At 63.9% G+C, this 23397-nt stretch carries 15 protein-coding genes; 2 read left to right on the plus strand and 13 right to left on the minus strand.

The window, feature by feature from the left end; genetic code table 11:
* Window positions 1-161: 161 nt before the first annotated feature.
* Together motA and motB are read left to right on the plus strand one after the other, a co-directional pair.
* Entirely contained in the window at window positions 162-1031 is an 870-nt protein-coding gene (gene motA / locus VFG49_RS12115; protein ID WP_324860821.1) for a flagellar motor stator protein MotA, read from the plus strand.
* Entirely contained in the window at window positions 1028-2062 is a 1035-nt protein-coding gene (gene motB / locus VFG49_RS12120) for a flagellar motor protein MotB (RefSeq protein WP_324860823.1), read from the plus strand. Before motA ends, motB begins: the two co-directional genes overlap by 4 nt.
* Before the next feature lie 442 nt (window positions 2063-2504).
* Here the strand turns inward: motB and VFG49_RS12125 are convergent, their stop codons facing one another.
* The 13 genes from VFG49_RS12125 to VFG49_RS12185 all read right to left on the minus strand — a co-directional run bounded on the left by VFG49_RS12125 (window position 2505) and on the right by VFG49_RS12185 (window position 23134).
* On the minus strand, window positions 2505-5540 hold the full coding sequence (locus VFG49_RS12125; RefSeq protein ID WP_324860825.1) for a TonB-dependent receptor plug domain-containing protein: 3036 nt from the start codon (window positions 5538-5540) through the stop codon (window positions 2505-2507).
* A 595-nt stretch (window positions 5541-6135) separates the two neighbouring features.
* Window positions 6136-9177, minus strand: coding sequence for a TonB-dependent receptor (locus VFG49_RS12130; protein ID WP_324860827.1), 3042 nt, complete (start codon window positions 9175-9177; stop codon window positions 6136-6138).
* A 479-nt stretch (window positions 9178-9656) separates the two neighbouring features.
* A complete protein-coding gene (secF, locus tag VFG49_RS12135; RefSeq protein WP_324860829.1) occupies window positions 9657-10613 on the minus strand; it encodes a protein translocase subunit SecF in 957 nt (318 codons plus the stop codon).
* A 17-nt stretch (window positions 10614-10630) separates the two neighbouring features.
* Window positions 10631-12502, minus strand: coding sequence for a protein translocase subunit SecD (gene secD / locus VFG49_RS12140; protein WP_324860831.1), 1872 nt, complete (start codon window positions 12500-12502; stop codon window positions 10631-10633).
* 92 nt (window positions 12503-12594) lie between these two features.
* Entirely contained in the window at window positions 12595-12927 is a 333-nt protein-coding gene (yajC, locus tag VFG49_RS12145) for a preprotein translocase subunit YajC (RefSeq protein WP_414649122.1), read from the minus strand.
* A 355-nt stretch (window positions 12928-13282) separates the two neighbouring features.
* A complete protein-coding gene (gene tgt / locus VFG49_RS12150; RefSeq protein WP_324860833.1) occupies window positions 13283-14410 on the minus strand; it encodes a tRNA guanosine(34) transglycosylase Tgt in 1128 nt (375 codons plus the stop codon).
* 175 nt (window positions 14411-14585) lie between these two features.
* Entirely contained in the window at window positions 14586-15614 is a 1029-nt protein-coding gene (queA, locus tag VFG49_RS12155) for a tRNA preQ1(34) S-adenosylmethionine ribosyltransferase-isomerase QueA (protein WP_324860835.1), read from the minus strand.
* A 92-nt stretch (window positions 15615-15706) separates the two neighbouring features.
* Window positions 15707-18151, minus strand: a complete 2445-nt coding sequence (locus VFG49_RS12160; protein WP_324860837.1) for a hypothetical protein — start codon at window positions 18149-18151, stop codon at window positions 15707-15709.
* Between the two features lie 82 nt (window positions 18152-18233).
* Entirely contained in the window at window positions 18234-19439 is a 1206-nt protein-coding gene (locus VFG49_RS12165; RefSeq protein WP_324860839.1) for a DUF3142 domain-containing protein, read from the minus strand.
* Window positions 19440-19489: 50 nt separating this feature from the next.
* Window positions 19490-20092 carry a response regulator transcription factor gene (locus VFG49_RS12170; RefSeq protein ID WP_324860841.1) on the minus strand — a complete coding sequence of 201 codons (603 nt, stop codon included), beginning with the start codon at window positions 20090-20092 and terminating at the stop codon, window positions 19490-19492.
* A 91-nt stretch (window positions 20093-20183) separates the two neighbouring features.
* Window positions 20184-21407, minus strand: a complete 1224-nt coding sequence (locus VFG49_RS12175) for a sensor histidine kinase (RefSeq protein WP_414649124.1) — start codon at window positions 21405-21407, stop codon at window positions 20184-20186.
* A gap of 21 nt (window positions 21408-21428) precedes the next feature.
* Window positions 21429-22220: an ABC transporter permease gene (locus VFG49_RS12180; protein WP_324860845.1), complete on the minus strand. Its 792-nt coding sequence runs from the start codon at window positions 22218-22220 to the stop codon at window positions 21429-21431.
* Window positions 22220-23134, minus strand: a complete 915-nt coding sequence (locus VFG49_RS12185; protein WP_324860847.1) for an ABC transporter ATP-binding protein — start codon at window positions 23132-23134, stop codon at window positions 22220-22222. The genes VFG49_RS12180 and VFG49_RS12185 overlap by 1 nt, the downstream gene beginning before the upstream one ends.
* Between the last annotated feature and the right edge of the window lie 263 nt (window positions 23135-23397).

Consider the following 23397-nt stretch of genomic DNA (forward strand, 5'->3'; position numbering starts at 1 on the left):
GCCGCGATCCATACGCCATTCGCCACGAAAGGCACATCGCCGCGAAAACATGTGGTTTGATCCCGACCCGCATCGCTCGCGCAAACGTTTTCTCAACTTTCTTCCGCGTACGCCGATAAGGCCTGAGCGCGGAGTAACTGGCTCCGTATCTCGGAGCAAATATGCTGGTCCTGGTCGGAGCCTTCGTGGTTCTTGCGTGCGTGCTCGGTGGCTTCGTGATGTCGCACGGACAGCTTCTTGCTTTGTGGCAGCCGTACGAGTTGCTGATCATCGCCGGCGGCGCGATAGGTGCGTTTCTCTCGGCCAATCCTCCCGCGGTGGTCAAGGGCGCATTGCGTGACGCAGCAGCGCTGCTGAAAGGGCCCAAATACAAGAAGCAGGATTACGTGGACCTGCTGTCGATGCTCTACGACCTCTTCAGCCTGATGCGCAAGGAAGGCCTGCTTGGCGTGGAAGAACACATCGAGGATCCACAGTCCAGCTCCTTGTTCTCCGCCTATGCGCGCCTCGTGCGCGAGCACCACCTGATCGAATTCACCACCGACTGCCTGCGCCTGATGGTGGGCGGCAGCATGAATCCGCACGAACTGGAACAGTTGCTGGAAGTGGAGCTGGAGACCCGTCACCACGAAGCCGTCGCGCCCGCCTACGCGGTGGCGAAGATGGCCGATGCGCTGCCAGGCTTCGGCATCGTGGCGGCGGTGCTGGGTATCGTCACCACCATGGGACAGCTCGGTGACGACACCTCGCGCATCGGCATGCACATCGCCGGTGCGCTGGTCGGCACGTTCCTTGGCATCCTGCTTTGCTACGGCTTCATCGGCCCGCTGGGTGCGGCCATGGAAAACCGTGTGCAGGAAGACGGCAAGGCATTCGAGTGCGTGAAAATCGCGCTGCTCGCCAACCTGCGCGGCTACAACCCGAAGGTGGCGGTGGAGTTCGCACGCAAGTCGCTTTCCACCAGCGCGCGTCCCGGCTTCCAGGACCTGGAAGACCACCTCAAGGCACCACGCGCAAAGGTCGCCACGTGAGCGAGCAAGGCGAACCGCCGCTTATCGTGGTGCGCCGCGTAAAGCGAAAAACGCACGGCCACCATGGCGGTGCCTGGAAAGTCGCTTACGCCGACTTCGTCACGGCGATGATGGCCTTCTTCCTGGTCATGTGGCTGATCGGCGCGGGCACGCGCGAACAGCGCGCAGCCATCTCGGAATACTTCAAGAATCCCAGCATGACGCAGGGCACCGCCACCATGGCTCCCACGGGCCGCATGGGTCCGGGCGGCGCCAGCAACAGCATGATCAAGCTCGGCGGCGCGATGGACATGCCGCACGGCCCGGGCCACGACACCCAGGGCGCGGCAGCGGCCAGCACCGATCCCAAGGATATCGAGAAAGAAGCGCGCAAGCAGGAACGCGCGCGACTCGAAGAGTTGATGCAGCAACTGCAGGCAGCGATCCAGAGCAGCCAGGCGTTGGAGCCGTTCAAGGACCAGCTGCTGCTGGATATCACGCCCGAGGGCCTGCGCATCCAGATCGTGGACAAACAGAACCGCCCGATGTTCGACCTGGGCAGCGCACAGTTGCGTCCCTACACGCTGACGATCCTGCAGGAGCTGTCGGGCTTCATCAATCGCGTGCCCAACCGCATCAGCCTGTCCGGTCACACGGACGACGCGCCATATACCAGCGATCACCAATACAGCAACTGGGAGCTCTCCGCCGATCGCGCCAACGCGGCACGACGTGCCCTGCTTTCCGGTGGCCTGGCCGAGGACAAGATCGCACGCGTGGTGGGATTGGCTGCATCCGTGCCATTCGATCGCGCCAACCCGGGCGATCCGATCAACCGCCGCATCAGCATCATCGTGATGAACAAGCAGGCTGAGGCTACTTCGCTGTCGCAGGAGGCGGGCCCCGTCGTGGAGCGCGTCACCGCCGCAACGCTCCCTGTCGTCACGCCCATCGTCCCCGCTACACCCTCGGTGATCGCGGTGTCTGCAGCGGTGGCCAGCGGCGCCAATACAGTTGGCGATGCAGTCCAGAGTTCACCTGGCTCGCCTTGAGTCGCTGACTTGCTCCGCAACGGAGCTGCTTAAAGCCATACCAGCGACAAAACGTGCTTTCCCAACGAACCGCCGCATATGTGCTTTGGCGCTGCCGAATGGGTCACGGTGACACAGCCACATCGCCGAGGCGGCCAACAACGGTTGATGGGCGACAAGTTGAAACCTCGCCACGTTGGCTCTAGCCAGCAATCGATGACTGATGCGTGTGTGAGCACCGGCAACTCATCGCTCAATGAGCTCGGCAGACGCCGCCCAACTCAATACGTGAACAAAAATAAGCTCTCGCCTGAGTAAGGCAGCGAATTAAATTGCAAAAAAAGCCGCCGGTAGTACCGGCGGCCCTGAAAACTACTGACGAAAACCTCGCCCTCAAATCGCCCCACGACATCGTGACGCGATGCAGTGGGACGTGGCCGACCTGCCGGCCGGCCTTGAGGACTTAGAAGTCGTACGACACTGCCAAGCGGCCATAACGCGGCGTGGTCTGGTACAGCGTGGCGCCATAGGTGTTGGACACGGTGTACGGGGCATCTTCGTACGTGTAGTCCTGCACGGTCGGCTTGCGCTGGTTGAACACGTTGAAGATGTTCAAGCTGAAGGCGAGCTTGTTGGCCCCGAAGGCCGGACGGTAAGTCACACCCAGGTCAACGATCTCCTGCCACGGCAGGCGACCCACGCTACCCAACGGCGTCGGCTTGCCAGCGCAGAAGCGATAGGAAGAATCGTAACCAACCGGATTACCTTCGTCGGTGCCGTAGTAGCCCAGGCACGCCTTGGGTGCGCCCGACATGACGCGGACGGCGCCCGACACCATCCACTCCGGTGCGACCTGATAAGAGCCGTAGGCCTTCAGCTGGTGAGTGCGGTCATTCGACAGCACGCCGTTGCTGTTGACCATCAGCGAAGCCGCGTCCCAGTCCTGCGTCTTGGAGATGTCGTCCTGGCCGATGGTGGAGAGCACCTGGCCTTCCGTGTTGCCGTAGCTGCGGGAGAACGTGTAATCCACGCGCGCCTGCCACTTGCCGTCGAACGGATGTTCCAGGAAGAGGTCCAGCGCGTAGTACTTGCGCTTGGCGCCCGTGCTGAAGCCCCAGTCCTTGGTCGACATGCTGATCTTCTCGTAGCCCGAGCCATCAGCCCTGGCCAGATTGAAGGTGTTGGTCTCGCCCGGATTGAAGATCAGGCAGCTGCTCGGCAGGTTGACGGCATCAGGATCAATACCCTGCGAGATCGCCTTGTTGATCAGCGGATCCATGTCGCAGACGTCGTCGATGGCCGTTTCCAGCTTGCGCAACGTGGCCTTGGCGCCGTAAACCCAATCGGTGCCCAGCATCTTGTTGAAGCCGAGGATGGCTTCGTCCTGGTACTGCGACTTCAGGTTGCTGGCGGTCACCGTCTTGGCGTCCGGAGCCACGCCGTACTCACCATTGGTCGACACCGGACCCGGGCCGATCGGGCTCAGACCGGTCGGATTACCGCCGGCATCAACGCCCGTATAGGTGAAGTACTCATAGGTAAACGTCGACGGGGAAGCGCCGCGGATGGCCACGCTGTTGGGCAGCGCGAGGTAGTAGCGGCCGAGGTTGCCGAACACCTTGAAGGTGGAGTCACCAAACACGTCCCAGCTGAAGCTCAGACGCGGCGCCCACTGATTCTTATTGTCCACGTACGCCTTGCCCACGGCGTTGTAGTTGGTGAACTGGTCGTCGCGCAGACCCATGCTGAGCAGGAACTTGTCGTTGATCTGCCAACGGTCTTCGATGTACTGCGCCTTCTGGTCCACCGACATGCTGGTGGTCGTGGTGAAGACGTACCGACGCACGTAATAACCATCGCCACCCGGCGCGCCAACGCCGAGGCTCGGCGAAAGGGGCGTGGCCGGATTGGTCGCGTGACCGTAGATCCATGCATAACCCGGTCCGCTCACCTGCTGGCCTTCATCGCTGGCCGAGAAGTGCATGTTGTCGATACCAGCCGCGAGAGTGTGGTCACCCAGCTTGTACTCGAGGTCGAGGCGCAGGCCGTGCGTCTTGTTCTTCGCGTTGGGGTTCTTGACGTACAGGATGGTGTTGCCATTGCGGATCGGCGTACCGCCCGTGATCGACGGATCCTGGTTGCTCGCGCCGCTCAGGTACACCGCATTCGGATCCATGCCCGGCACGTTCGAGTAGTCGATCGCGCGGTTCTGGCCGTACGTGGCCGAGAACGTCAGGCTGTCGGTGATGTAGCTGGTGTACTTGGCGACGTAGATGTCTGAACCCGTCTTGGTCGACGTATCGTGCCCCAGGAACTCACCCTCGGTATTGTCCTGATAGTCGTAGACGTACTGCGAGCCCTCATACGAGGTCTTGTTGGAAATGCCGGTCAGCTCAAGGATATTGCTGTCGTTGATGTTCCAGTCGAGCTTGGCGTAATACTTAGGAATGTTGTATGTGTAGTACGTATTGTTCGGCTGTGCCACGGCAGCGCTGGACGTGCTCTTGCCTTCCTGCTTTTCAGCCTCGGCGGCGACGAAGAAGAACAGCTTGTCCTTGATCAGCGGACCACCGATGTACGCGTCGTACGTCGTATTCCACTTCACGTTGCCCTTGCGATTGCGATACTGAGTGCCCGGCAGCGAGTCGTCGGTATAGCCGAAGCCGGCCGGCAGGCTGTTGTTCGGATACAGGGCGTTCTTGGGGTCTTCCGCAAGGAACTTGGGCGACCACATGACCTGGCCACCGAAATGCCAGTCGTTGCTGCCGCGCTTACCGACTTGGCTGATCACGCCGCCATCGGAGCGACCGTACATGGCGCTATACCCGCCCGTGTAGATTTCCTGCTGATCGATGGCGCCGTATGGCAGGCCAACACCACCCAGGCTGCTCAGAGGATCGGTCGTGTTGTAGCCGTTGATGTAGTACGCGTTCTCACTGACCGAGGAGCCGCCGAACGACACCACGGACGAGCCGGCCTTCTGGCCGCTGAAATAATCGCTACCCTGCACCACGCCCGGAGCGAGCAGTGCGATCGCTTCGGCACTGCGGCCCAGCGGCAGGCGATCAAGGTCCTGCGAGGTGATAACCGTGCGCGAGTCGACCGACGACACGTCGATAGCAGGCAGCGCGTTGGCCGTCACCGTGACCGATGCCAGGGCTTGCGCATTGGTGGCGACGAAGGACACCTCGGTACCGGCATTCACGACGATCGCCACGTTGTTGCGCGTATCGACGGTTGCACCGGCCTTCTGCAGCGTCACCGTGTAGGTGCCCAGCGGCAGGTTACTAATGCGGTAGCGGCCCGAATCATCCACGGTAGCCGAGCGGCTGATGCCGGTGGAACCCGAGACGGTGACCGTTTCCCCCGATTCGGCCTGGCCGAAAATGGTACCGGTGGTGGACTGGGCGAAGGCGACACCCGCCAGGCCCATGGTCAGAGCAGCAGCGAGCGTCGACCGACGCAGCACCACGGCACGATTCAACATACGAAAGCTCATTAACTCGATCTCCCCGTAACTGCCCGGAAAATGGGCAAAAAAATAGCGAGGCCACCCAAATATGGGCGACCCAAAGCGTATGGACTGAAATCCCGAAGGCTCCCCCGCAGATCCCACCCTGCACGCCGTCTGCGCAATACCTTGCGCGGCGCCTCATCGAAGCTGAATTGAAGCTTGCGATTGCGGCGCGAGTCACGAACATATGGCTATTTCTTACGGACTGTCAACACGGACTTAATGTTTTTCCGGTCGATCCTGCGAATCCAAAGGGGTTTTCGCGGGTTCGTGCGCCCTGCTGGTGCAAGCTATCCAATTGATGCGCAAGAAAAAGTTGCGAATGTAACCAGCGAACGCAAATTCCGCGCTTCACGGACCGCGTCGGAGAGCTTTCGGGAGAGGCAATGAGCCTCCGGAAGACGGGTTGCCGGCTGAGTGTAAAAACAAAAAAGCCACCGGCCTGGCCGATGGCTCTTCTGGCTTCTTCGTCCCTCCCCGCTCCACTGCCATGGAACGGATCGAGCCTTCTGCTGGCCGTCCGGTACGGCACCGACTGGGGGCGGTGCCGCATCAAACCGGCTGACTTCGGCGTTGCCGCTTAGAAGTCGTACGTCACCGAGAAGCGACCGTAGCGCGGGGTCGTCTGGTACAGCGGGGTGTCATAGGTATTGGAGACGGTGAACGGGGCCGTCTCGTAGGTGGCATCCAGCACGGTCGGCTTGCGCTCGTTCAACACGTTGAAGATGTTGAAGTTGAACGCCAGCTTCTTGTCCGCGAAGTTCGGACGGTAGGTCACGCCCAGGTCCAGCAGCTTGGTCCATGGCAGGCGACCGATCGTGCCGAGGGTTGCCGGCTTGCCACCGCACCAGCGGTAGCGCGAACCGTAGCCCGACGGGTTGGTATCGCCCGGGCCGTAGTAGCCCAGGCAGGACACCGGAGCGCCCGACATCACGCGCAGCGCACCGGACACCATCCACTCGTCGGCCACCTGGTAGGTGCCATAGGCCTTCAGCTGGTGCGTGCGATCGTTCGAGAGCACGCCGTTGCTGTTGACCATGAGCGGCGCGGTATCCCAGTCCTGCGTCTTGGAGATGTCGTCCTGGCCGATGGTCGAGAGCACCTGGCCTTCCGTGTTGCCGTAGCTACGCGAGAAGGTGTAGTCGATGCGACCCTGCCACTTGCCGTCGAACGGATGCTCCAGGAACAGGTCAAGCGCGACGTACTTGCGCTTGGCGCCCGAGGTGAAGCCCCAGTCCTTGGTGGACATGCTGACCTTGGTGTAGCCGTTGCCGCTGGCGTTCTTCATCAGGAACGTGTTGTTCTCGCCCGGATTGAAGATCAGGCAACCGCCCGGAATTTCCACCGAATCGGGATCGATGCCGCTGGCAATGACCTTGGCTTCCAGCGCGTCGGCATCGCACACGTCGTCGATGGCCGTCTGCAGCTTGCGCACCGTGCCCTTCGCGCCGTACACCCAGTCGGTGCCCAGCATCTTGCTGAAGCCAAGGATGGCTTCGTCCTGGTACTGCGACTTCAGGTTGGACGCGGCGATCGACTTCGGATCCGGCGTGATGCCGTATTCGTCGTTGGTCGAGACCGGGCCCGGGCCGAGCGGCTTGAGGCCAGTCGGAATGCCCGTCTTCGCATCGATGCCGGTGTAGGTGAAGTATTCGAACGTGTACGTCGACGCCGAAGCGCCGCGGATAGCCACGCTGTTGGGCAGCGCCAGGTAGTAGCGGCCGAGGTTACCGAACACCTTGAAGGTGGAATCGCCGAACACGTCCCAGGCGAAGCTCAGGCGCGGCGCCCACTGGTTCTTGTTCTCGACGTAGGCTTCGCCCGCGCTGTTGTAGTTGGTGAACTGGTCGTCGCGCAGGCCCAGGCTGAGCAGCCAGCGGTCGGTCACCTGCCAGCGGTCCTCGATGTACTGCGCCTTCTGGTCCACCGCCATGCTGGTGGTGGTGACGAACTTGAGACGGCGCGCGTAGTAGCCGTTGCCACCCGGAGCCCCGACGCCGAGCGCCGGATTGAGGGCGACGTTCGGCTTGGACGACTTGCTGTAGTACCAGGCGTAACCCGGGCCGCCGACCTGCTGGCCTTCGTCAACAGCGGAGTAATGCATGTTGTCGATACCGGCCGCCAGCGTGTGGTCGCCGAGCTTGTATTCAAGGTCAAGGCGCAGGCCGTGAGTCTTGTTGTGCGCGCCCGGGTCCTTCACGTACAGCGTCGACACACCATTGCGGATCGGCGTGCCGCCCGTGATGGCCGGATCTTGCGCGGTCACGCCGCTCAGGTACGGCAGCGTGGCGCTGAGGCCAGGCACGGTCGAGTAGTCGACGGCGCGGTTCTGGCCGTAGGTGGCCATGAAGGTCAGGTTGTCGGTGATGTAGCTGGTGTACTTGCCGACGTAGATGTCCGAACCGGTCTTGGTCGAGGTGTCGTGCGCGTACAGCGCGCCCTCGGTCTGGGTCTTGTAGTCGTACTTGTAGAAGTCACCCTTGTACGAGGTCTTGCTGGAGATGCCGGTCAGCTCAACGATGTTGGTGTCGTTGATGTTCCAGTCCAGCTTCACGTAGTACTTGGGAATGCTGTACGAGTAATAGTTGTTGTACGGCTGCGAGGCCGCCGAGGTGGACGTGGTCTTGCCGTTCTTCTTCTCCGCCTCAGCCGACACGAACAGGTACAGCTTGTCCTTCACCAGCGCACCGCCGAGGTAGGCGCTGTAGACGGTGTTCCACGTGACGTTGTTGTCGCGCGTGCGATAGGTGGTGCCTGCCAGCGCCGGCGTCGTGTAGCCGTAGCCGTTCGGCAGCTGCGCGTTCGGATAGGTGATGCCCCGGGGATCTTCCGCGAGGAATTTCGGCGACCACATCACCTGGCCACCGAAGTGCCAGTCGTTGGTGCCGCGCTTGCCGACCTGGCTGATCACGCCGCCGTCGGAACGGCCGTACATGGCGCTGTAGCCGCCCGTGTAGATTTCCTGCTGGTCGATCGCGCCGTACGGCAGGCCGATGCCGCCCAGGTTCTTCAGGGGGTCGGTCGTGTTGTAGCCGTTGATGTAGTACGCGTTTTCGCTGACCGACGAACCGCCGAACGACACCGTCGACGAACCGGCGGTCTGGCCACCGAAGTAACCGCTACCAGCCACCACGCCCGGCGCCAGCAGCGCGATGGATTCGGCGCTGCGGCCAAGCGGCAGGCGCTCAAGGTCCTGCGAGGTGATCACCGTGCGCGAGTCCACCGACGACACGTCGATGGCCGGCAGCGCATTGGCGGAGACCGTGACGGCCGACAGCGACGAAGCCGCGGACATCGACGCAAAGGAAACTTCCGTACCCGCGTTCACCGTGATCGCGACGTTGTTGCGCGTATCGACGGCGGCGCCATCCTTCTGCAGCACCACCGAATAGGTGCCCAGCGGCAGGTTGGCGATGCGATAGCGACCCGAGGTGTCGACTGTGGCCGAGCGGGTGATGCCGGTAGAACCCGTCACCGTCACGGTCTCGCCGGCTTCCGCCTGACCGAAGATGGTGCCGGTGGTGGACTGGGCAAACGCCACGCCTGCCAGTCCCATCGTCATTGCCACTGCCAGCGTCGAACGGCGCAACAGCGGGCCATGGTTGAACTTGTATAAACTCATCAGCGATTTCTCCCCAAAACCGCCCGGAATTCGGGCAAAAGAAGGCCAGGCCCGCCCGGTTACAAAACCGGTTGGCCAAAAAGACATCAGGTTTGAATCAGAAGGCTCCCCCCGGGAGACTCGGACTCACTCTGTGCGGCTCATACGTCCGCCAGACACGCTCCTGTCATCGCAATGTTTCACGTCTGAAACAGGGGCTTCCCGGGAACATGCGTTATTTCTTGCGAAACGTCAACGAAAAAATTACACCTTAAGACTGACGCAAGGTAATGTCCGAGAGGCCGCATTCCTGGCGCGGAAAAATAGGGAAAAGCCCTGCAATTCGTGAGTCCTCGCCGACTCCGGCGAGCGCGATAAGCACTGCTGCGCGAGAGGGGCGATGTTCGCAAGGGAGAGATGCGGCCGCGTGTACGCCAACGTCTATCGCAAAAAAAAACGGCCCGGAGAACCGGGCCGTTTTAGACGAACGAAGGCTTTCCTTACGGCCGGCGAGCCAGCTCGGGGTTTTCCTTGGTCCTGGGCATCAGATCCTGCTTGGACACGCCGAGCCACAACAGGATCGGGCTGGCCACGAAGATCGAGGACAGCGTGCCGACCAGGATGCCGATCAGCATGGTGATGGCGAAGCCATGCACCACCGGGCCGCCAAAGAAGTACAGCGCGGCCATGGTGATCGCGGTGAACAGCGCGGTGATGATGGTTCGCGACAGCGTGTTGTTGATCGAACGGTTGAGGATCTCTTCCGGCTCGGCCTTGCGGGCCAGGCGGAACAGTTCGCGCACGCGGTCGAACACCACCACCTTGTCGTTGATGGAGTAACCGATCACCGCCAGCACCGAGGCCAGCACGGTCAGGTCGAACTCGCGCTGCACCAGCGCGAACACGCCGACCGTGATCAGCGCATCGTGCAGTTCGGTCACGATGGCCGCCACGGCAAAGCGCCACTCGAAGCGGATGCCCAGGTACAGGCCGATGCCGAGCATCACCACCAGCGCGGCGAGGATGCCGTCGCTGCGCAGCTCATCGCCCACCGTGGAGCTCACGTAGTCACGGCTCTTGATGCTGACGTCCGGGCGGCTCGCCTTGAGCACGCCGGTCGTCACGGCGGACACCTTGTCGAGATTGATCTTGCCGGCCTCGTCCTTCATCACCGCGGTGGGCTGGAAGCGCACCGAGACTTCGCGCGTGCCGCCCAGGCTGGCGACCAGCGAATGCTCGATACCGCCCTTCTCCAGCGCTTCCTGCACCTCGGCGGTGGTCACCGGGTTCTCGTAGTCCACCACCAGCGACACGCCGCCGGTGAAGTCCAGGCCGTAGTTGAGGCCCTTGACGGCGATAAGCCCGATGGACACCACCATCAGCAGGATGGCGATGCCGACACTGATCTTCCTCATGCCGAGGAAGTTCACGTTCGCGTTGTGATTGAAAATTTCCATGTTGGATTCTCTCTAGCTCAGACCGACAAGGTCTTGAGCTTGCGATGACCGTGGATCAGCGCAGTGATCGCATGCGTCACGGTGACCGAAGTGAACATCGAGGTCAAAATACCGATCAGCAGCGTGATGCCGAAGCCCTTGATCGGGCCCGAGCCCATCGTGGTCAGCGCCAGCGCGGCGATCAGGTGGGTCACGTTGGCGTCGAGAATGGTCGCCCAGGCCTTGTCGTAACCGGCGCGGATGGCCGCCAGCGGCGACGAACCATTGCGCAGTTCCTCACGCACGCGTTCGCAGATGAGCACGTTCGCGTCGATGGCCATACCCAGTGTCAGCACGATACCGGCGATGCCCGGCATGGTGAGCGTGACGCCCACGGCCGACATCACCGCCACCAGGATCACCAGGTTGAAGAACAGCGCCACGTCGGCGACGAGGCCGAACAGCTTGTAGTAGAGCGCGGCGGCCAGCAGCACCAGCGCGAGGCCGATCATCACCGCGCGCAGGCCCTTCTCGATGTTGTCCTGGCCGAGGCTGGGACCGATCACGCGCTCCTCGACGATGTCGATCGGCGCGGCCAGCGAGCCGCCCTTCAGCAGCAGCGCCAGCTCGGAGGCTTCCTTCGGGCTGCGCAGGCCGGTCGTCTGGAAGTTCTTGCCGAATACGCCGTTGATGGTGGCGTAGTTGATCACCTCCTCGGTGATCTTGGGCGTGCGCACTTCCTTGCCGTCGACGATCTTGGTCTCGACCACGCGCTCGACGTACACCACGCCCATCGGCTTGCCGACGCTGCCCGTGGTGAAGTCCAGCATCTTCTTCGCACCGGCCGAATTGAGCGTCACCGACACTGCCGGCGAACCGCTCTGCTGGTCGAAGGTGGACGAGGCATCCACCAGCTGGTCGCCGGTGACGATGATGTTCTTGCTGAGCAGATATGGCTGTCCTTCGCGCCCCTTGTACAGGCGCGCGTCGGGCGGAACGATGCCGGAGCGCTGGGCATCGATGGCCTGCTGCGGCGTGCCGTAGCCCGCGCGGTATTCCAGCGTGGCGGTGGCGCCAATCAGCTTCTTGGCTTCTGCCGTGTCCTGCACGCCGGCCAGCTCGACGACGATGCGGCTGTCGCCCTGCTGCTGGATGATCGGCTCGGACACGCCCAGCGCATTGATGCGGTTACGCAGCGTGCCCAGGTTCTGGCGGATGGTGTTGAGCGAGAGTTCGCGCAGCTTGTCCGGACGCACCGTGGCATTGAGCGGATAACGGTCGCCGGTGGCGTTGCCGTCCTGCACGGTGAGGTCGGGATAGTCGGTGGCGATGATGGTCGCGGCCGCTGCGCGGTCCTCATTGGACTTCAGCACCACCAGCACGCCCTGGCCGCGCTGGCTGGCACGCGTCACCGAGTCGTAGCGGATGTTCTTCTCGCGCAGCAGGCTGCGGATGTCGTCCGCATAGCGCGTTTCCTGCTTGTCGATCACGTCGTTCTGATCGACCTGCATGAGGAAGTGCACGCCGCCTTGCAGGTCCAGGCCCAGCGGCATCGACTTGGCGCCGATCGCGGTGAGCCAGTTCGGCACGGTGGACTTGAGGTTGAAAGCGACCGTGTAGTCGTCGCCCAGCACGCCCTTGATCGCATCGGCGGCGCTCTTTTGCACGTCGGCATTGGCGAAGCTGGCGAGCAGATGGTCGCCCTTGATCTCGATGCCCGTGCTGGCGACGTTCGCCTTCTTCAGGGCATCGGACACCTTCTGTTCGAGCGCCTGATCGACCGTGCCATTGCGGTTCGCCGTGATCTGCACGGCAGGCACCGGCAGGAACACATTGGGCAGCGCATAGACAATGCCGAACACCAATACGATGGCGACCAGCGCATATTTCCAGCGTGGAAAATCACTCATGCCTTGAATCCGTCAAAAGCCGCGGCAGGAGGCAGGCCGCGGCGAGCAATGCGTCGTTGAAGCCGGAGCCCCTCCGCTCCGGCAAGCCGTCGTCAGGACGACTTCAGCGTGCCCTTGGGCAGCACCTGCTGCACGGCGCCCTTCTGGAGCTTGATCTTCACGTTCGGCGCGATCTCGACCGTGATGAAGCTCTCACCCACTTCTTCCACCTTGCCGGCGATGCCGCCGTTGGTGACCACTTCGTCGCCCTTGGACAGCGCGGAGACCATGTTGCGGTGCTCCTTCTGGCGCTTCATCTGCGGACGGATCATCAGGAAATAGAAGACCACGAACAGCAGGATCAGCGGCAGGAACGTCATGATCGGGTTCGGTGCGCCGGCGGCCGGAGCGGCCTGGGCGATCACGAAGGACGTCGGAAAAGTCATCAGCTTGTCTCGCAAGTGGCGGTGCCGGCAGGAAATTCTGCCAACACCTGATAAAAGAACCGTGGATTATGCCACGCGCCCCTGGGCCCTGCATGCGCCACAAGGCCGCCCCGCGACCAGTTCTGGCGGCGGGACACGCCAATTGCAAGGGACTCGACCCGTTAACCGGACGAAAGGTTCCGGAGGCCATGTACTCCTCCCCCTGCCAAGCAGGGGGAGGTTGGGAGGGGGTCAAGCGCTTCGCCAGCGTGCTTTACCCCTCCCCAACCCTCCCCTGCTTGCAGGGGAGGGAGAATGTAGCCTCAGGCTTGCAGGGGAGAATGTAGCCTCAGGCTTGCAGGGGGAGAATGTAGCCTCAGGCCGCCACGCCGCCTTGCCGCTTCGCGTAGAACTCCGTCACGAAAGCATCCAGCTGCCCGGCAGCAATCGCCGCGCGCAGCCCAGCCATCAGGCGCTGGTAGTGCCGCAGGTTGTGCATGGTGGCCAACTGGCTGCCCAGGATCTCGTTGCAGCGATCCAGGTGGCGCAGGTAGGCGCGGCTGAAGCCGTTGCTGCAGGCATAGCAATCGCAGCCTTCCTCGATCACGCGGGTATCCAATGCGTACTTCGCGTTGCGGATGCGCAGCGTGCCTTCGTCGGTGAACAGGAAGCCGTTGCGCGCATTGCGGGTGGGCATCACGCAGTCGAACATGTCGATGCCGCGGCGCACGGCTTCCACGATGTCCTCGGGGCGGCCCACGCCCATCAGGTAGCGCGGCTTGTCCTGCGGCAGTAGCGGCACGGTGAAGTCCAGCGCGTGGTTGCGCTCGGCCTCCGGCTCGCCCACGGCAAGGCCACCCACGGCATAGCCGTCGAAACCGATATTGATCAGGCCTTCCGCCGAACGGCGACGCAGGTTTTCGTACACGCTGCCCTGCACGATGCCGAACAGCGCATTGGGATTCTTCAAGTCGTCGAACGCACGGCGCGAACGCTCGGCCCAGCGCAGGCTCAGCTCCATCGATGTGGAGGCGACCTTCTCGGTGGCCGGGTACGGCGTGCACTCGTCAAAGATCATCGCGATATCCGAGTCGAGCACCTTCTGGATGCGCATCGACTCTTCCGGCGACAGGAACACCTTCGAGCCGTCGACGGGCGATGCGAACGCCACGCCCTCTTCCGTGATCTTTCGCTTGTGTGCCAGCGAGAACACCTGGAAGCCGCCTGAGTCGGTGAGGATCGGCTTGTCCCAGCCGATGAACTTGTGCAGGCCGCCGAACTGCTCGACCACTTCGAGGCCAGGGCGAAGGAACAGGTGGAAGGTATTGCCCAGGATGATTTCGGCGCCGATCTCGCGGACGTCCCGCGGGGTCATCGCCTTCACCGAGCCATAGGTGCCTACCGGCATGAAGGCCGGCGTTTCCACCGTGCCGCGGTCAAACGTGAGGCGGCCGCGACGGGCCGCGCCGTCGGTGGCCTGGAGTTCGAAAGTCAGGGAAGTCATTTTCACATTATCGCCGGTTTCCGCTTTTGGCGCTTTTTGGCGTCACTCCGGTGCAGGCCGGAATCCAGCTGCGGCAGGCCTGGTGGTCGCTCAGAACTTTCACCGGGGGCGTACGCGACCACTGTACGACACGGCTCCTGGATTCCGGCCTGCGCAGGAATGACGGGCAAGGGCATCAGCTTCGCGGCAGAATCAGCATCGCATCGCCATACGAGAAGAACCGATACTTCTGCTCCACCGCGTGCTGGTACGACGCCAGCATGAAATCCTTGCCCGCGAGGGCGGAAACCAGCATCAACAGCGTCGATTGCGGCAAATGGAAGTTGGTCAGCAGGCCGTCGATGCTGCTGAACTTGTAGCCCGGGAAGATGAAAATCTGCGTCTCGCCGGCAAACGGTTGCAGTTCGCCATCGCGCACGGCACTTTCCAGCGCGCGCACCACCGTGGTGCCCACCGCGATCACCCGGCCGCCGGCCGCGCGCGTGCGGCGAATCTGCTCCACCAGGCTGGCTCCGACGTTGAGCCATTCGCGATGCATCTGGTGATCCTTGATGTCATCGGCGCGTATCGGCTGGAACGTGCCGGCGCCCACGTGCAAGGTGACATAGCCGAACTGCACGCCGCGCTCTCGCAACGTGGCGAGCATCGCTTCGTCAAAATGCAGGCCTGCCGTCGGGGCGGCCACCGCGCCAGGCTCGCGCGCAAACACCGTCTGGTAGCGCTCCATGTCGCTCTGGTCGGCATGGCGTGTGATGTACGGCGGCAACGGCATTTCGCCCAGGCGCAACAGCAGCCGTTCCAGCGGATCGGTCGACTCGAAGCGAAGCTGAAAGAATGCCCCCTCGCGACCCAGCACCACTGCGTGGCTTCCGTCTGCCAGTTCGATGCGCCCGCCTTCCTTGGGCTTCTTGCTGACACCCAACTGCACCGTGGCTTCGTGCGTGCCGGTCACACGCTCGATCAGGATTTCCACCTGGCCACCCGTGTCCTTGCGACCATAAAGGCGAGCAGGCAGCACGCGCGTGTCGTTGAACACCAGCAGATCGCCCGCGCGCAGAAACTCCGGCAGTTCGCGGAACATGCGGTCCTGGCGCGCCTGCGCGTCCACGTCGAGCAGCAGCAGACGGCTGGCCGAACGCTCGGCCAACGGCGCCTGGGCGATCAGTTCGGGCGGGAGTTCAAAGTCGAAATCGGTCTTCTTCACGGCGGAGATACTGGCGTCGAATGCGCCATTATCGCGCAAAGCGCGCAGCCAGGCCGGTTAACCCGACGCCGATCCGGAGCCTTCTCCGGTCATCAACCCTTGTCGCCCGCACCATTGCGGGGACGGCGGCGCCGATATACGAGCCCCGTGGCCAACCCGGCCAGGACCAGCACGAAAGCACCCAACCCATAGTGAAAATAGCGGTGCACGGCGTGCTTGAGCCGGGCGACCTGCTGTGAGCGCTTGAGTGCCCGGGCTCGATCGAAATCAGGCGCCTGGCAATGGCGACCGAAGTCCTCCGCCCATTCGACGTAAGGGCCTTGTTTCACGTAGCGCTGGTAGATCGCCGTGGCGCGGCGCATGCGTTCGGACGGCTGGCTGGGCGCGGGGTCGCCGTAGTACTGGTAGTGATCCTCGTAGTCGGGCGGACCTTCCAGCATCCAGCCGGCTGCCTTGCACAGCACTGCAGCGAAGGCCTGCGAGCGCGGCGGCAGAAGGTCGGCGGCGCGACCAGCCTCCTCGGTGGCGACATAGCGATAGTGGAAGCGGTTGTATGGCTTTGCTTCGCTGTCTGAGTAGCGCTGGCGCTCGCCCTCGGTGACAAAGGCCTGCTTCATCGACTCGCGGTCCTGGCCGCTGCCGCCCTGGAAGCTGCCGCCGTTGTCGCGGAAATCCGGGTTCTGCTCGAACCCCAGGATTTCCATGCCGTCTTCGCGCGCGATGCTCGCTGCGGCATACAGGGCCTGCGCCTTGCCGATGTCGGTCCAGGCGTGCTCGCTTTCATGCAGCGCCTTGGCATAGGTACTGGCCTTGCTACGCAGGTTGGCGGGCCGTGACTTGCCGTCCTCGTCGGCGATGGCCACCCGCGGATCGTCATCCGCCGGGAAATAGACCTGCGCCTCCTCGTAACGGCCCGTACGCATCAGGCGGCGCGCGAGCAGCCAGCGCAGGTCGTCGGCCAGCGGAAACTGCACGCGGCCGTAGCCGTCCACTTCGTTGGCCTTCGCCGGAACCGGCGACGCGGGAGAGCGCATGTCCACGAAGTGCTTCAGTTCGTCGACGGTCAGCACGCGCTCGGCCACGTAGAACGCGTCATTGCCGTAGCCGATGCCCGCGTCGTCTTCATCGTCATCGTTGCCGTCACCGCCCACGGCGAGCGCGGCATCGTAGAGATGACCCATGGCCTCGACGTACTCGCCGCGCGCCAGCGCCAGCACGCCCTGCTCGCCGGTGATCAGGTGCACGTTGGAGGGTTCGATGGCAGCCTGGGCGTCGCCCTCCTTGGGAAAGGCTTTCGCCGCCGCCGCGTAAGCCGCATGGGCCGCCGCGAGATCACCCTTCTGCAGGGCAATCTTCGCGCGCACCCACTCGGCCAGCGGCCCGGAGGATTTGCCGGCCAACTGGGCGGCAAGCGCGTAATCACCCACCTCATAGGCAAGCGAGGCAAGACGATCCGCACCGGCCACCTGGTCCGTGCCGCGCTTCACGATGGCCTGCACCAAGGCCGTCAGGCGGGCATCGACCTTGCGAGTCGTGGTTCCCGCTGCGCTGTCGCTGGAGGCGCCATCGATGCGGGCGAGTGCGTAGGCCACCAGCAGGCGCTGCGGCACCGGGCTGTCAATCAGCTCATCGACTCGCGTCGGGTGACGCATGACGAAGTCGGCGATCGCGACCAGCGACTGGACACCACTGTCGGACTGATGCCCGGCCTGGGCGGCATACAATGTGATGGTGCGCTTGAAGTCGGCGGACGCAATGCCGTCGCCACAGGTTCCGTCAAAACCGAGGTTGTGACTATCGCTGTCGCCGTCACCGGCATCATCGGTCGCCACCGCATAGAGGTCACGCCAGCTACATTGCTTGCCATGACCGTATAGATAAAGCCTCGCCTCTTCGCCGAAGCTGGCAATGGCGAGGCCCTGCGTGTCGGAGGCACCTTCCACCGCGCGTGCGCGCGCCAGTTGGAACGCCTTGGCGGCGGCGCCACGTTCGCGCTGGAACGCGTCGGCATCGGAAGTCGATGCATGGACGCGTGCCGCATGAACGACACCCAGCATGTACGCCGCCCACACCGAGCGTAGTTTCGCCTGCTCCGCGGGCATCGCCAGCACCTGTTCGAAACGCGCGGCCGCCTTGTCCTGCTGATCCTTGGCCATGTCCACCGCGCCCGCCGTATAGGCGCGCAGATCCTCCGGCAGGTCGCCGCCCTGCGCGTAGGCGGCATCGCTGTCATCCAGCGCTTTCAGCGTGTTGATGCGCGCCAGTTGAGCCGCGGTGACGCCCAGTGCGGCTGCCGCGGCATCTTCACCCGTCGCGACCGCTACGTCGTCACGGGGTGACGATCGATCGGTCGCGAGAGCGTCCGTCGCAGGAAGCAGATGCATCGCTTCGAACGCAAAGCTGTTCTGCGGTACCGCCTTGAGCGTGGCGTCGCGGTGGTCCAGCAACTGGTTGGGGAACATCGGTCCGCAAGCCCATGCGACGGCTCCGGCGAATGCGGTCGCCAATGCAGCGACAATCCATGGGCGCTTGAACATGGTTTCACCTGAAAAAGGGCGCTCCGCGCCCACGCCAGGCAAGTATGACCCAAAGCCCACGCAGGACACGCAGGCAACGGCGTCAGGATTCCACGCGCAACGCAGGCGCGTTGTCGCAGCGCAGCCAACCCACCGTCAGCTGGCGGCCTGCGCGAAGCACGCCGACGCGCAGGCGCTGCAGATAGACGCCGTGTTCGCCTCGCTGCAGGGCGTAGCCGTTGATGCCGTCCGCCGCAGCACATGCGCCATCGATGTGCACCAGTGCGGGAAGCGGAACGTCGGCATCGCCCTCGTTCACCAACTGCACGTCGTAGCGAAGGGGATCGTCCGTGGAGGTGGCCATTGCCGCCAGCGACATGGTCAGCGGTGTGCGGTCGAGCACGGCCCGCCAGCTCGCGGCGCTCCAGGCACGCGCATCATCTGCGGTCGGAAGGCGAAACCACACGATACCGGCCAGGCCCTGCGGTGTCTTCGCCTCCAGCGTCGCCACGAAACGCTGCAAGGCGCGCGGGTCGGCGAAGAGTTCGCTGGAGGCTTGCGCGCCCACCAGGGTGGGCCGTTCGCTTTCGATGGTGACCACCCGTCCCTGCTCGTCCCAGCTCACGCGCGTGCCGTAGGCCGGCAAGGCCACGCGCCAGGGCTTGCGGGTGTGCTGCGCGAACGCCGCCAACCAATCGAGCGCGCTCGCGGGATTGAACAGCCCCGCCCGCGGCGACTGCACGGCATGCACCTGCAGCACCGCTTCATCTGCCTGCACCAGCACCGCATCAAGCTCCGTGCTCTGCAGCCAGGTTGGCAGCGCGGTGATTGAAAGCTGCTCGCCGGATCGCAACGTCGGCCGCAGCGCACCCAGGAAATGCGCATACGCGGGAAGCCGCGAGGTGGCGCAATCGTGGTCGATCTCCACGCCGGCGAACGTCAGGCCCCGCGTGCGCCACAGCGCCAGCACGGCCTGCACGTCGGCAAGCAGGGTGGCTTCATTCCATTGCTGTAGCTGTCCCTCGATGCGCACGACTGCCACGACGGGCTTGCCGCTGGTCGCCAGCGTGCGCCAGTCAGGCAGAAAGACGCGCCACTGGCCCTGCCCGTCCATCTCGCCGGCCAGCACACGCCACGCACGAACGGAGCCGCCATTGTCCTGCACCGAGCGCGTGACCGCGGGAGTCCACTGGCGCTGCCACACGTAGGCATCGTTGGCCAGCGGCACGGGCCGGTGGGTGCAACCGGCGATGAGGCCGGCCGTGAGCAACCAGGCCAGCCAGTGCATCCATCGGGGCATCGTCGACATCAAGGGGGCGTTCGCGGACGGCTTCGTCATGGCGCCTGAAGTACGCGCGCTTACAGCCAGCCTTTCTGGCGGGCGAGGCGATAGGCCTCGATGCGATTGGTGGCACCCAGCTTGCCGATGGCCTCTGACAGGTAGTTTCGAACCGTGCCATGCGAGAGGTTGAGCTGGCTGGCGATGTCGCTCGCCGATTGCCCTTCGCCGGCGAGGCGCAATACCTGGCGTTCGCGATCGTTGAGTGGATCGGCTTCCGACCACGCTTCAAGCGCCAGCTGCGGATCGATGGCACGGCCACCGCGATGGACCATGCGCAAGGCCTCAGCCAGATTCTCCGCCGGCGCATCCTTCAGCAGGTAACCGGAAACACCGGCATCGAGCGCGCGGCGCAGGAAGCCAGGGCGCGCGAAGGTGGTGACGATGATGACCTTCATCGGCAATTCGTGCCGCTGGATGCGCTGCGCGAGCTCCAGGCCGGTCAACCCGGGCATTTCGATGTCGGTGACCAGCACGTCGGGTTTGAGCCGCTGCAGCTCGCGCCAGGCCGCTTCGCCGTCAGCGGCCGAACCCAGCACTTCGATATCCGATTCGAGATTGAGCAAGGCGGACAGCGCGCCTCGCACCATGGCCTGATCTTCGGCCAGCAACACACGGATCATGCAGCGTTCCTTGACATGGTTGAAACCGCACGCAAGGCATCGAGGCGTGCGTGATGATGAATGGACGCGATCGCGTCACATCGTGCGCGCGTCATGTGGCGTGACGCTCCTTGTCCACCCACGGCGCCGCCGGGCTGGTCGACTCGCCCGGCAGGTCGAACATGCGGCTTCGTTGGCGAAGCGGCACGCTGATGCACAACCGTGTGCCCTGCCCCAGCGGTGAATCCACCTGAAGCTGGCCGCCAAGCGCACGCACGCGTTCCTGCATGCCGCACAAGCCATTGCCGTGCACGCCGATGCCGCCGCGGCCGTTGTCGTCCACGCGCAGCTGCAGCGTGTCGCCTTTAACCTCGATCGCCACCAGCGCACGGTTGGCCCGCGCGTGCCGCGCGATGTTGGTGACCGCCTCGCGCAGCACCAGCGCCAGGCTGCGTTCGAGCTCGGCGGGCAGCGAGGTGGGCAAGCTGCCGTAGTCGAGTGTGACGTCGGACGATTCGAGCAGCAGCTTGGCCGAGGCCAGCTCCGCCGCCAGATCGGTGGCGCGGATGCCGGTGACGGCGGCACGCACTTCGGCCAGCGCGTGCCGCGCGACACGTTCGGCTTCTTCCAATTCGCGGCGAGCTGCCTCGCTATCGCGATCAAACAGCTTGCGCGAAAGCTCAAGCTTCAGGGTGATCAGCGAGAGCGTGTGGCCAAGCAGATCGTGCAGGTCGCGGCCGATGCGCTCACGCTCGGCAGTGGCCGCCAGCCGACGCACCTCCTCGTGCGAGAGGCGCAGCTCGATTTCTTTCTCCTCGCTCATGCGCTCGGCGTTCACCGCCAGGCCGATGATGAAGCTGCACAGCGGCATCCAGACGACGGCCTGCCACGGGTAATGCAACAGCGTTGCCTCCACCATGACCACCGCATTCAGCGCGGCGATGATCGCCATGTACGCTCGTAGGCTCAAGCGCCGGTTGCACAGCATCACGCAGCCGTACATGAAATAGGTCAGGCCGCTCGGGTACCAGGGCATGAGCAGGTAGGCCATGGCCACCAGTACCAGGCTGTAGCGATACACGATGCGTCGCGGCGCAAAGCAGCAGCGCGAATACACCAGCAGGAAAATCGGATAGCTGATGAGGGTGAGCACCAGCCAGCGCAACGTAAACTGGTCGAACACCGGCGTGAGGAACACCCAGACCGACCACAGCAGGTGCACCGCATCGACCCAGGGTGATTTTCCCTTGCGGATGCTGTGAGCCACCAGCGAATCGGGTGCGGGCGTGAACCAGGCACGTAGATAGTTGCGCACTGCATTCACCTCCCCAGGCATCGATCCGCTGCGCATCGTACTTCAACCCACGCGACGCAGGCGTCGTGCCGCCAACATGGCAAACAGCACGCCGAAGGCCGTCAGCACCAGCAGGTGCGCACCGATCGGGTCCTGGCTCAATCCGACTGCCCGCAGGGCAACGGCATGCAGGTGGCTGCTTGGCCACAGCGGCGCCAGCTTCTGCAGCGCGCCCGGCAGCATGGAAAGAGGCACCCACAGGCCGGACAGGAAGGACATCGGCAGGTAGATCAGGTTGAGTACGCCCGGCGCGCCCTGCCCCTTGACCAGCGTGCCGACGAACATGCCCAGCGCGCAGAACGGCAACACGCCAAGCATGCCCGTGAGCAGCAGCAGGAAGGCCTGGCCTGCGCCCAGCGGCACGTGCCCAAGCCCGAGTGCGATGGCGAGCAGCAGCACGATAACCACGCCCGCGGCCAGCATCGCCATCAGCATCTTGCCGAGGAGATAGGCACCGGGTGGCATTGGCAGCGCTCGCTTGAGGGTAAGCAGGCCGTTGTCGCGCTCGGCCGCCAGCGATACGCCGAAGCCAAACAGGCCCGGACTCATCACACCGAACACGCCGTAGCTCGCCAACAGGAAACGTAGTGCGTCAGGCCCGTTCGCACGGTTCATCACGATGCCGAACAGGAGATAGAACATGGTGGGAAACAACAGCACCGGCAGCATGAAGCCCGGTGCGCGCAGGTAGCGCACACACTCACTGCGCATCTCCGCCAGGTAGGCACCGACCACGCGCCGCGCCGGCATGCGGCCTGACGCGTCGGACATCACGATTGATTGAACGGCTTCCATCACGCAGCCTCCTGCTCGGGCGATGCATCGCGGGTGATTTCAGTGAATGCTTCGGCGAGGCCGGCACGCAGCACTTCCAGCTCACTCAGTGCCGGATCGGCATCGAGCAGACGGCGCACGACGGATTCGGCCGCCTCGGTGCGCACTTCCAGGCGCCCATCTTCCCGCGTGGCGGAAACGACGTGCGGCCACGCGGTGATCGCCGTTGCGTCCAGGTCGCTGATGCAACGGATGCGCGACTGTGCCACGCGTGCACGCAGGGCATGCACGCTGCCATCGCTGAGCACGCGGCCCTTGGCGAGCACCACCACGCGTTGCGCCAGCGCCTCGGCTTCTTCCAGGTAGTGCGTGGTGAGCACCACGGCGCAACCTTCGGCTACCAGTTGGCGAATGGCCGCCCACAGCTTGCGGCGCGCATCGATATCCATGCCCACGGTGGGTTCGTCGAGGAACAACAGCTCGGGGCGTCCGCACAGCGCCATCGCAAATTGCACCCGGCGTTGCTGGCCGCCGGACAATGCCGCGTAGCGACGCGTGAGCAAGTCCGAAACGCCGGCCATTTGCGCGGTTTCGGCGAGAGTGCGTGGCGCGGGGTAGTAGCTCATGGTCAGGCGCAGCAACTCCGCCACGCTGAGCGTGCCGGGCAGCATGGCCGACTGCAGCATCACGCCGATGCGCCGGCGTGCGCCGATGTCCTGCGGATCCCTGCCGAACAAGGTCACGCGTCCGGCGTCGGCCCGTATCAGCCCGAGCAACAGGTTGATCGCGGTGCTCTTGCCAGCGCCGTTGGGCCCCAGCAGGGCGAGCAATTCGCCGCGGTGCAACATGAGATCCAGACCATCCAGCGCCGTTAAAGCGCCGTAACGTTTGACTGCGCCAGCCAAGCTGGCGACCGTTGCGACAGGTTGTTCCATGGCTCCTCCTCTTTGGCCACGATGCTAGGCGTGCCAAGGGTTTGCGGGGAGTCGCCAGCGTCAGCCAGCGCAGGTGACAAGCGTCACCCGGGGTACCGGCGGCGAAAGCCCCGCGCTATGCTCGGTGGGTCGTTGCACTGCCACATCCGCGATGGATCGCAGTGCGACACGGCCGCCACAGGCCAGGGAAACGCAAGCCATATCCGCGTTTCCACCTGCATTTCGTTGACACGTCGGCACGCTGCCACTGGGAGGCACGCGAG

It is taken from the genome of Dyella sp. (genome assembly GCF_035685885.1).
Taxonomy (GTDB): Bacteria; Pseudomonadota; Gammaproteobacteria; order Xanthomonadales; family Rhodanobacteraceae; genus Dyella.

Bases quoted from the DNA above. Each gene is read 5' to 3' on its own strand.
- motA (WP_324860821.1), top strand. From the start codon at position 162: ATGCTGGTCCTGGTCGGAGCCTTCGTGGTTCTTGCGTGCGTGCTCGGT.
- VFG49_RS12125 (WP_324860825.1), bottom strand. From the start codon at position 5,540: ATGAGCTTTCGTATGTTGAATCGTGCCGTGGTGCTGCGTCGGTCGACG.
- VFG49_RS12130 (WP_324860827.1), bottom strand. From the start codon at position 9,177: ATGAGTTTATACAAGTTCAACCATGGCCCGCTGTTGCGCCGTTCGACG.
- secF (WP_324860829.1), bottom strand. From the start codon at position 10,613: ATGGAAATTTTCAATCACAACGCGAACGTGAACTTCCTCGGCATGAGG.
- secD (WP_324860831.1), bottom strand. From the start codon at position 12,502: ATGAGTGATTTTCCACGCTGGAAATATGCGCTGGTCGCCATCGTATTG.
- yajC (WP_414649122.1), bottom strand. From the start codon at position 12,927: ATGACTTTTCCGACGTCCTTCGTGATCGCCCAGGCCGCTCCGGCCGCC.
- tgt (WP_324860833.1), bottom strand. From the start codon at position 14,410: ATGACTTCCCTGACTTTCGAACTCCAGGCCACCGACGGCGCGGCCCGT.
- VFG49_RS12160 (WP_324860837.1), bottom strand. From the start codon at position 18,151: ATGTTCAAGCGCCCATGGATTGTCGCTGCATTGGCGACCGCATTCGCC.
- VFG49_RS12165 (WP_324860839.1), bottom strand. From the start codon at position 19,439: ATGTCGACGATGCCCCGATGGATGCACTGGCTGGCCTGGTTGCTCACG.
- VFG49_RS12170 (WP_324860841.1), bottom strand. From the start codon at position 20,092: ATGATCCGTGTGTTGCTGGCCGAAGATCAGGCCATGGTGCGAGGCGCG.
- VFG49_RS12175 (WP_414649124.1), bottom strand. From the start codon at position 21,407: ATGCCTGGGGAGGTGAATGCAGTGCGCAACTATCTACGTGCCTGGTTC.
- VFG49_RS12180 (WP_324860845.1), bottom strand. From the start codon at position 22,220: ATGGAAGCCGTTCAATCAATCGTGATGTCCGACGCGTCAGGCCGCATG.
- VFG49_RS12185 (WP_324860847.1), bottom strand. From the start codon at position 23,134: ATGGAACAACCTGTCGCAACGGTCGCCAGCTTGGCTGGCGCAGTCAAA.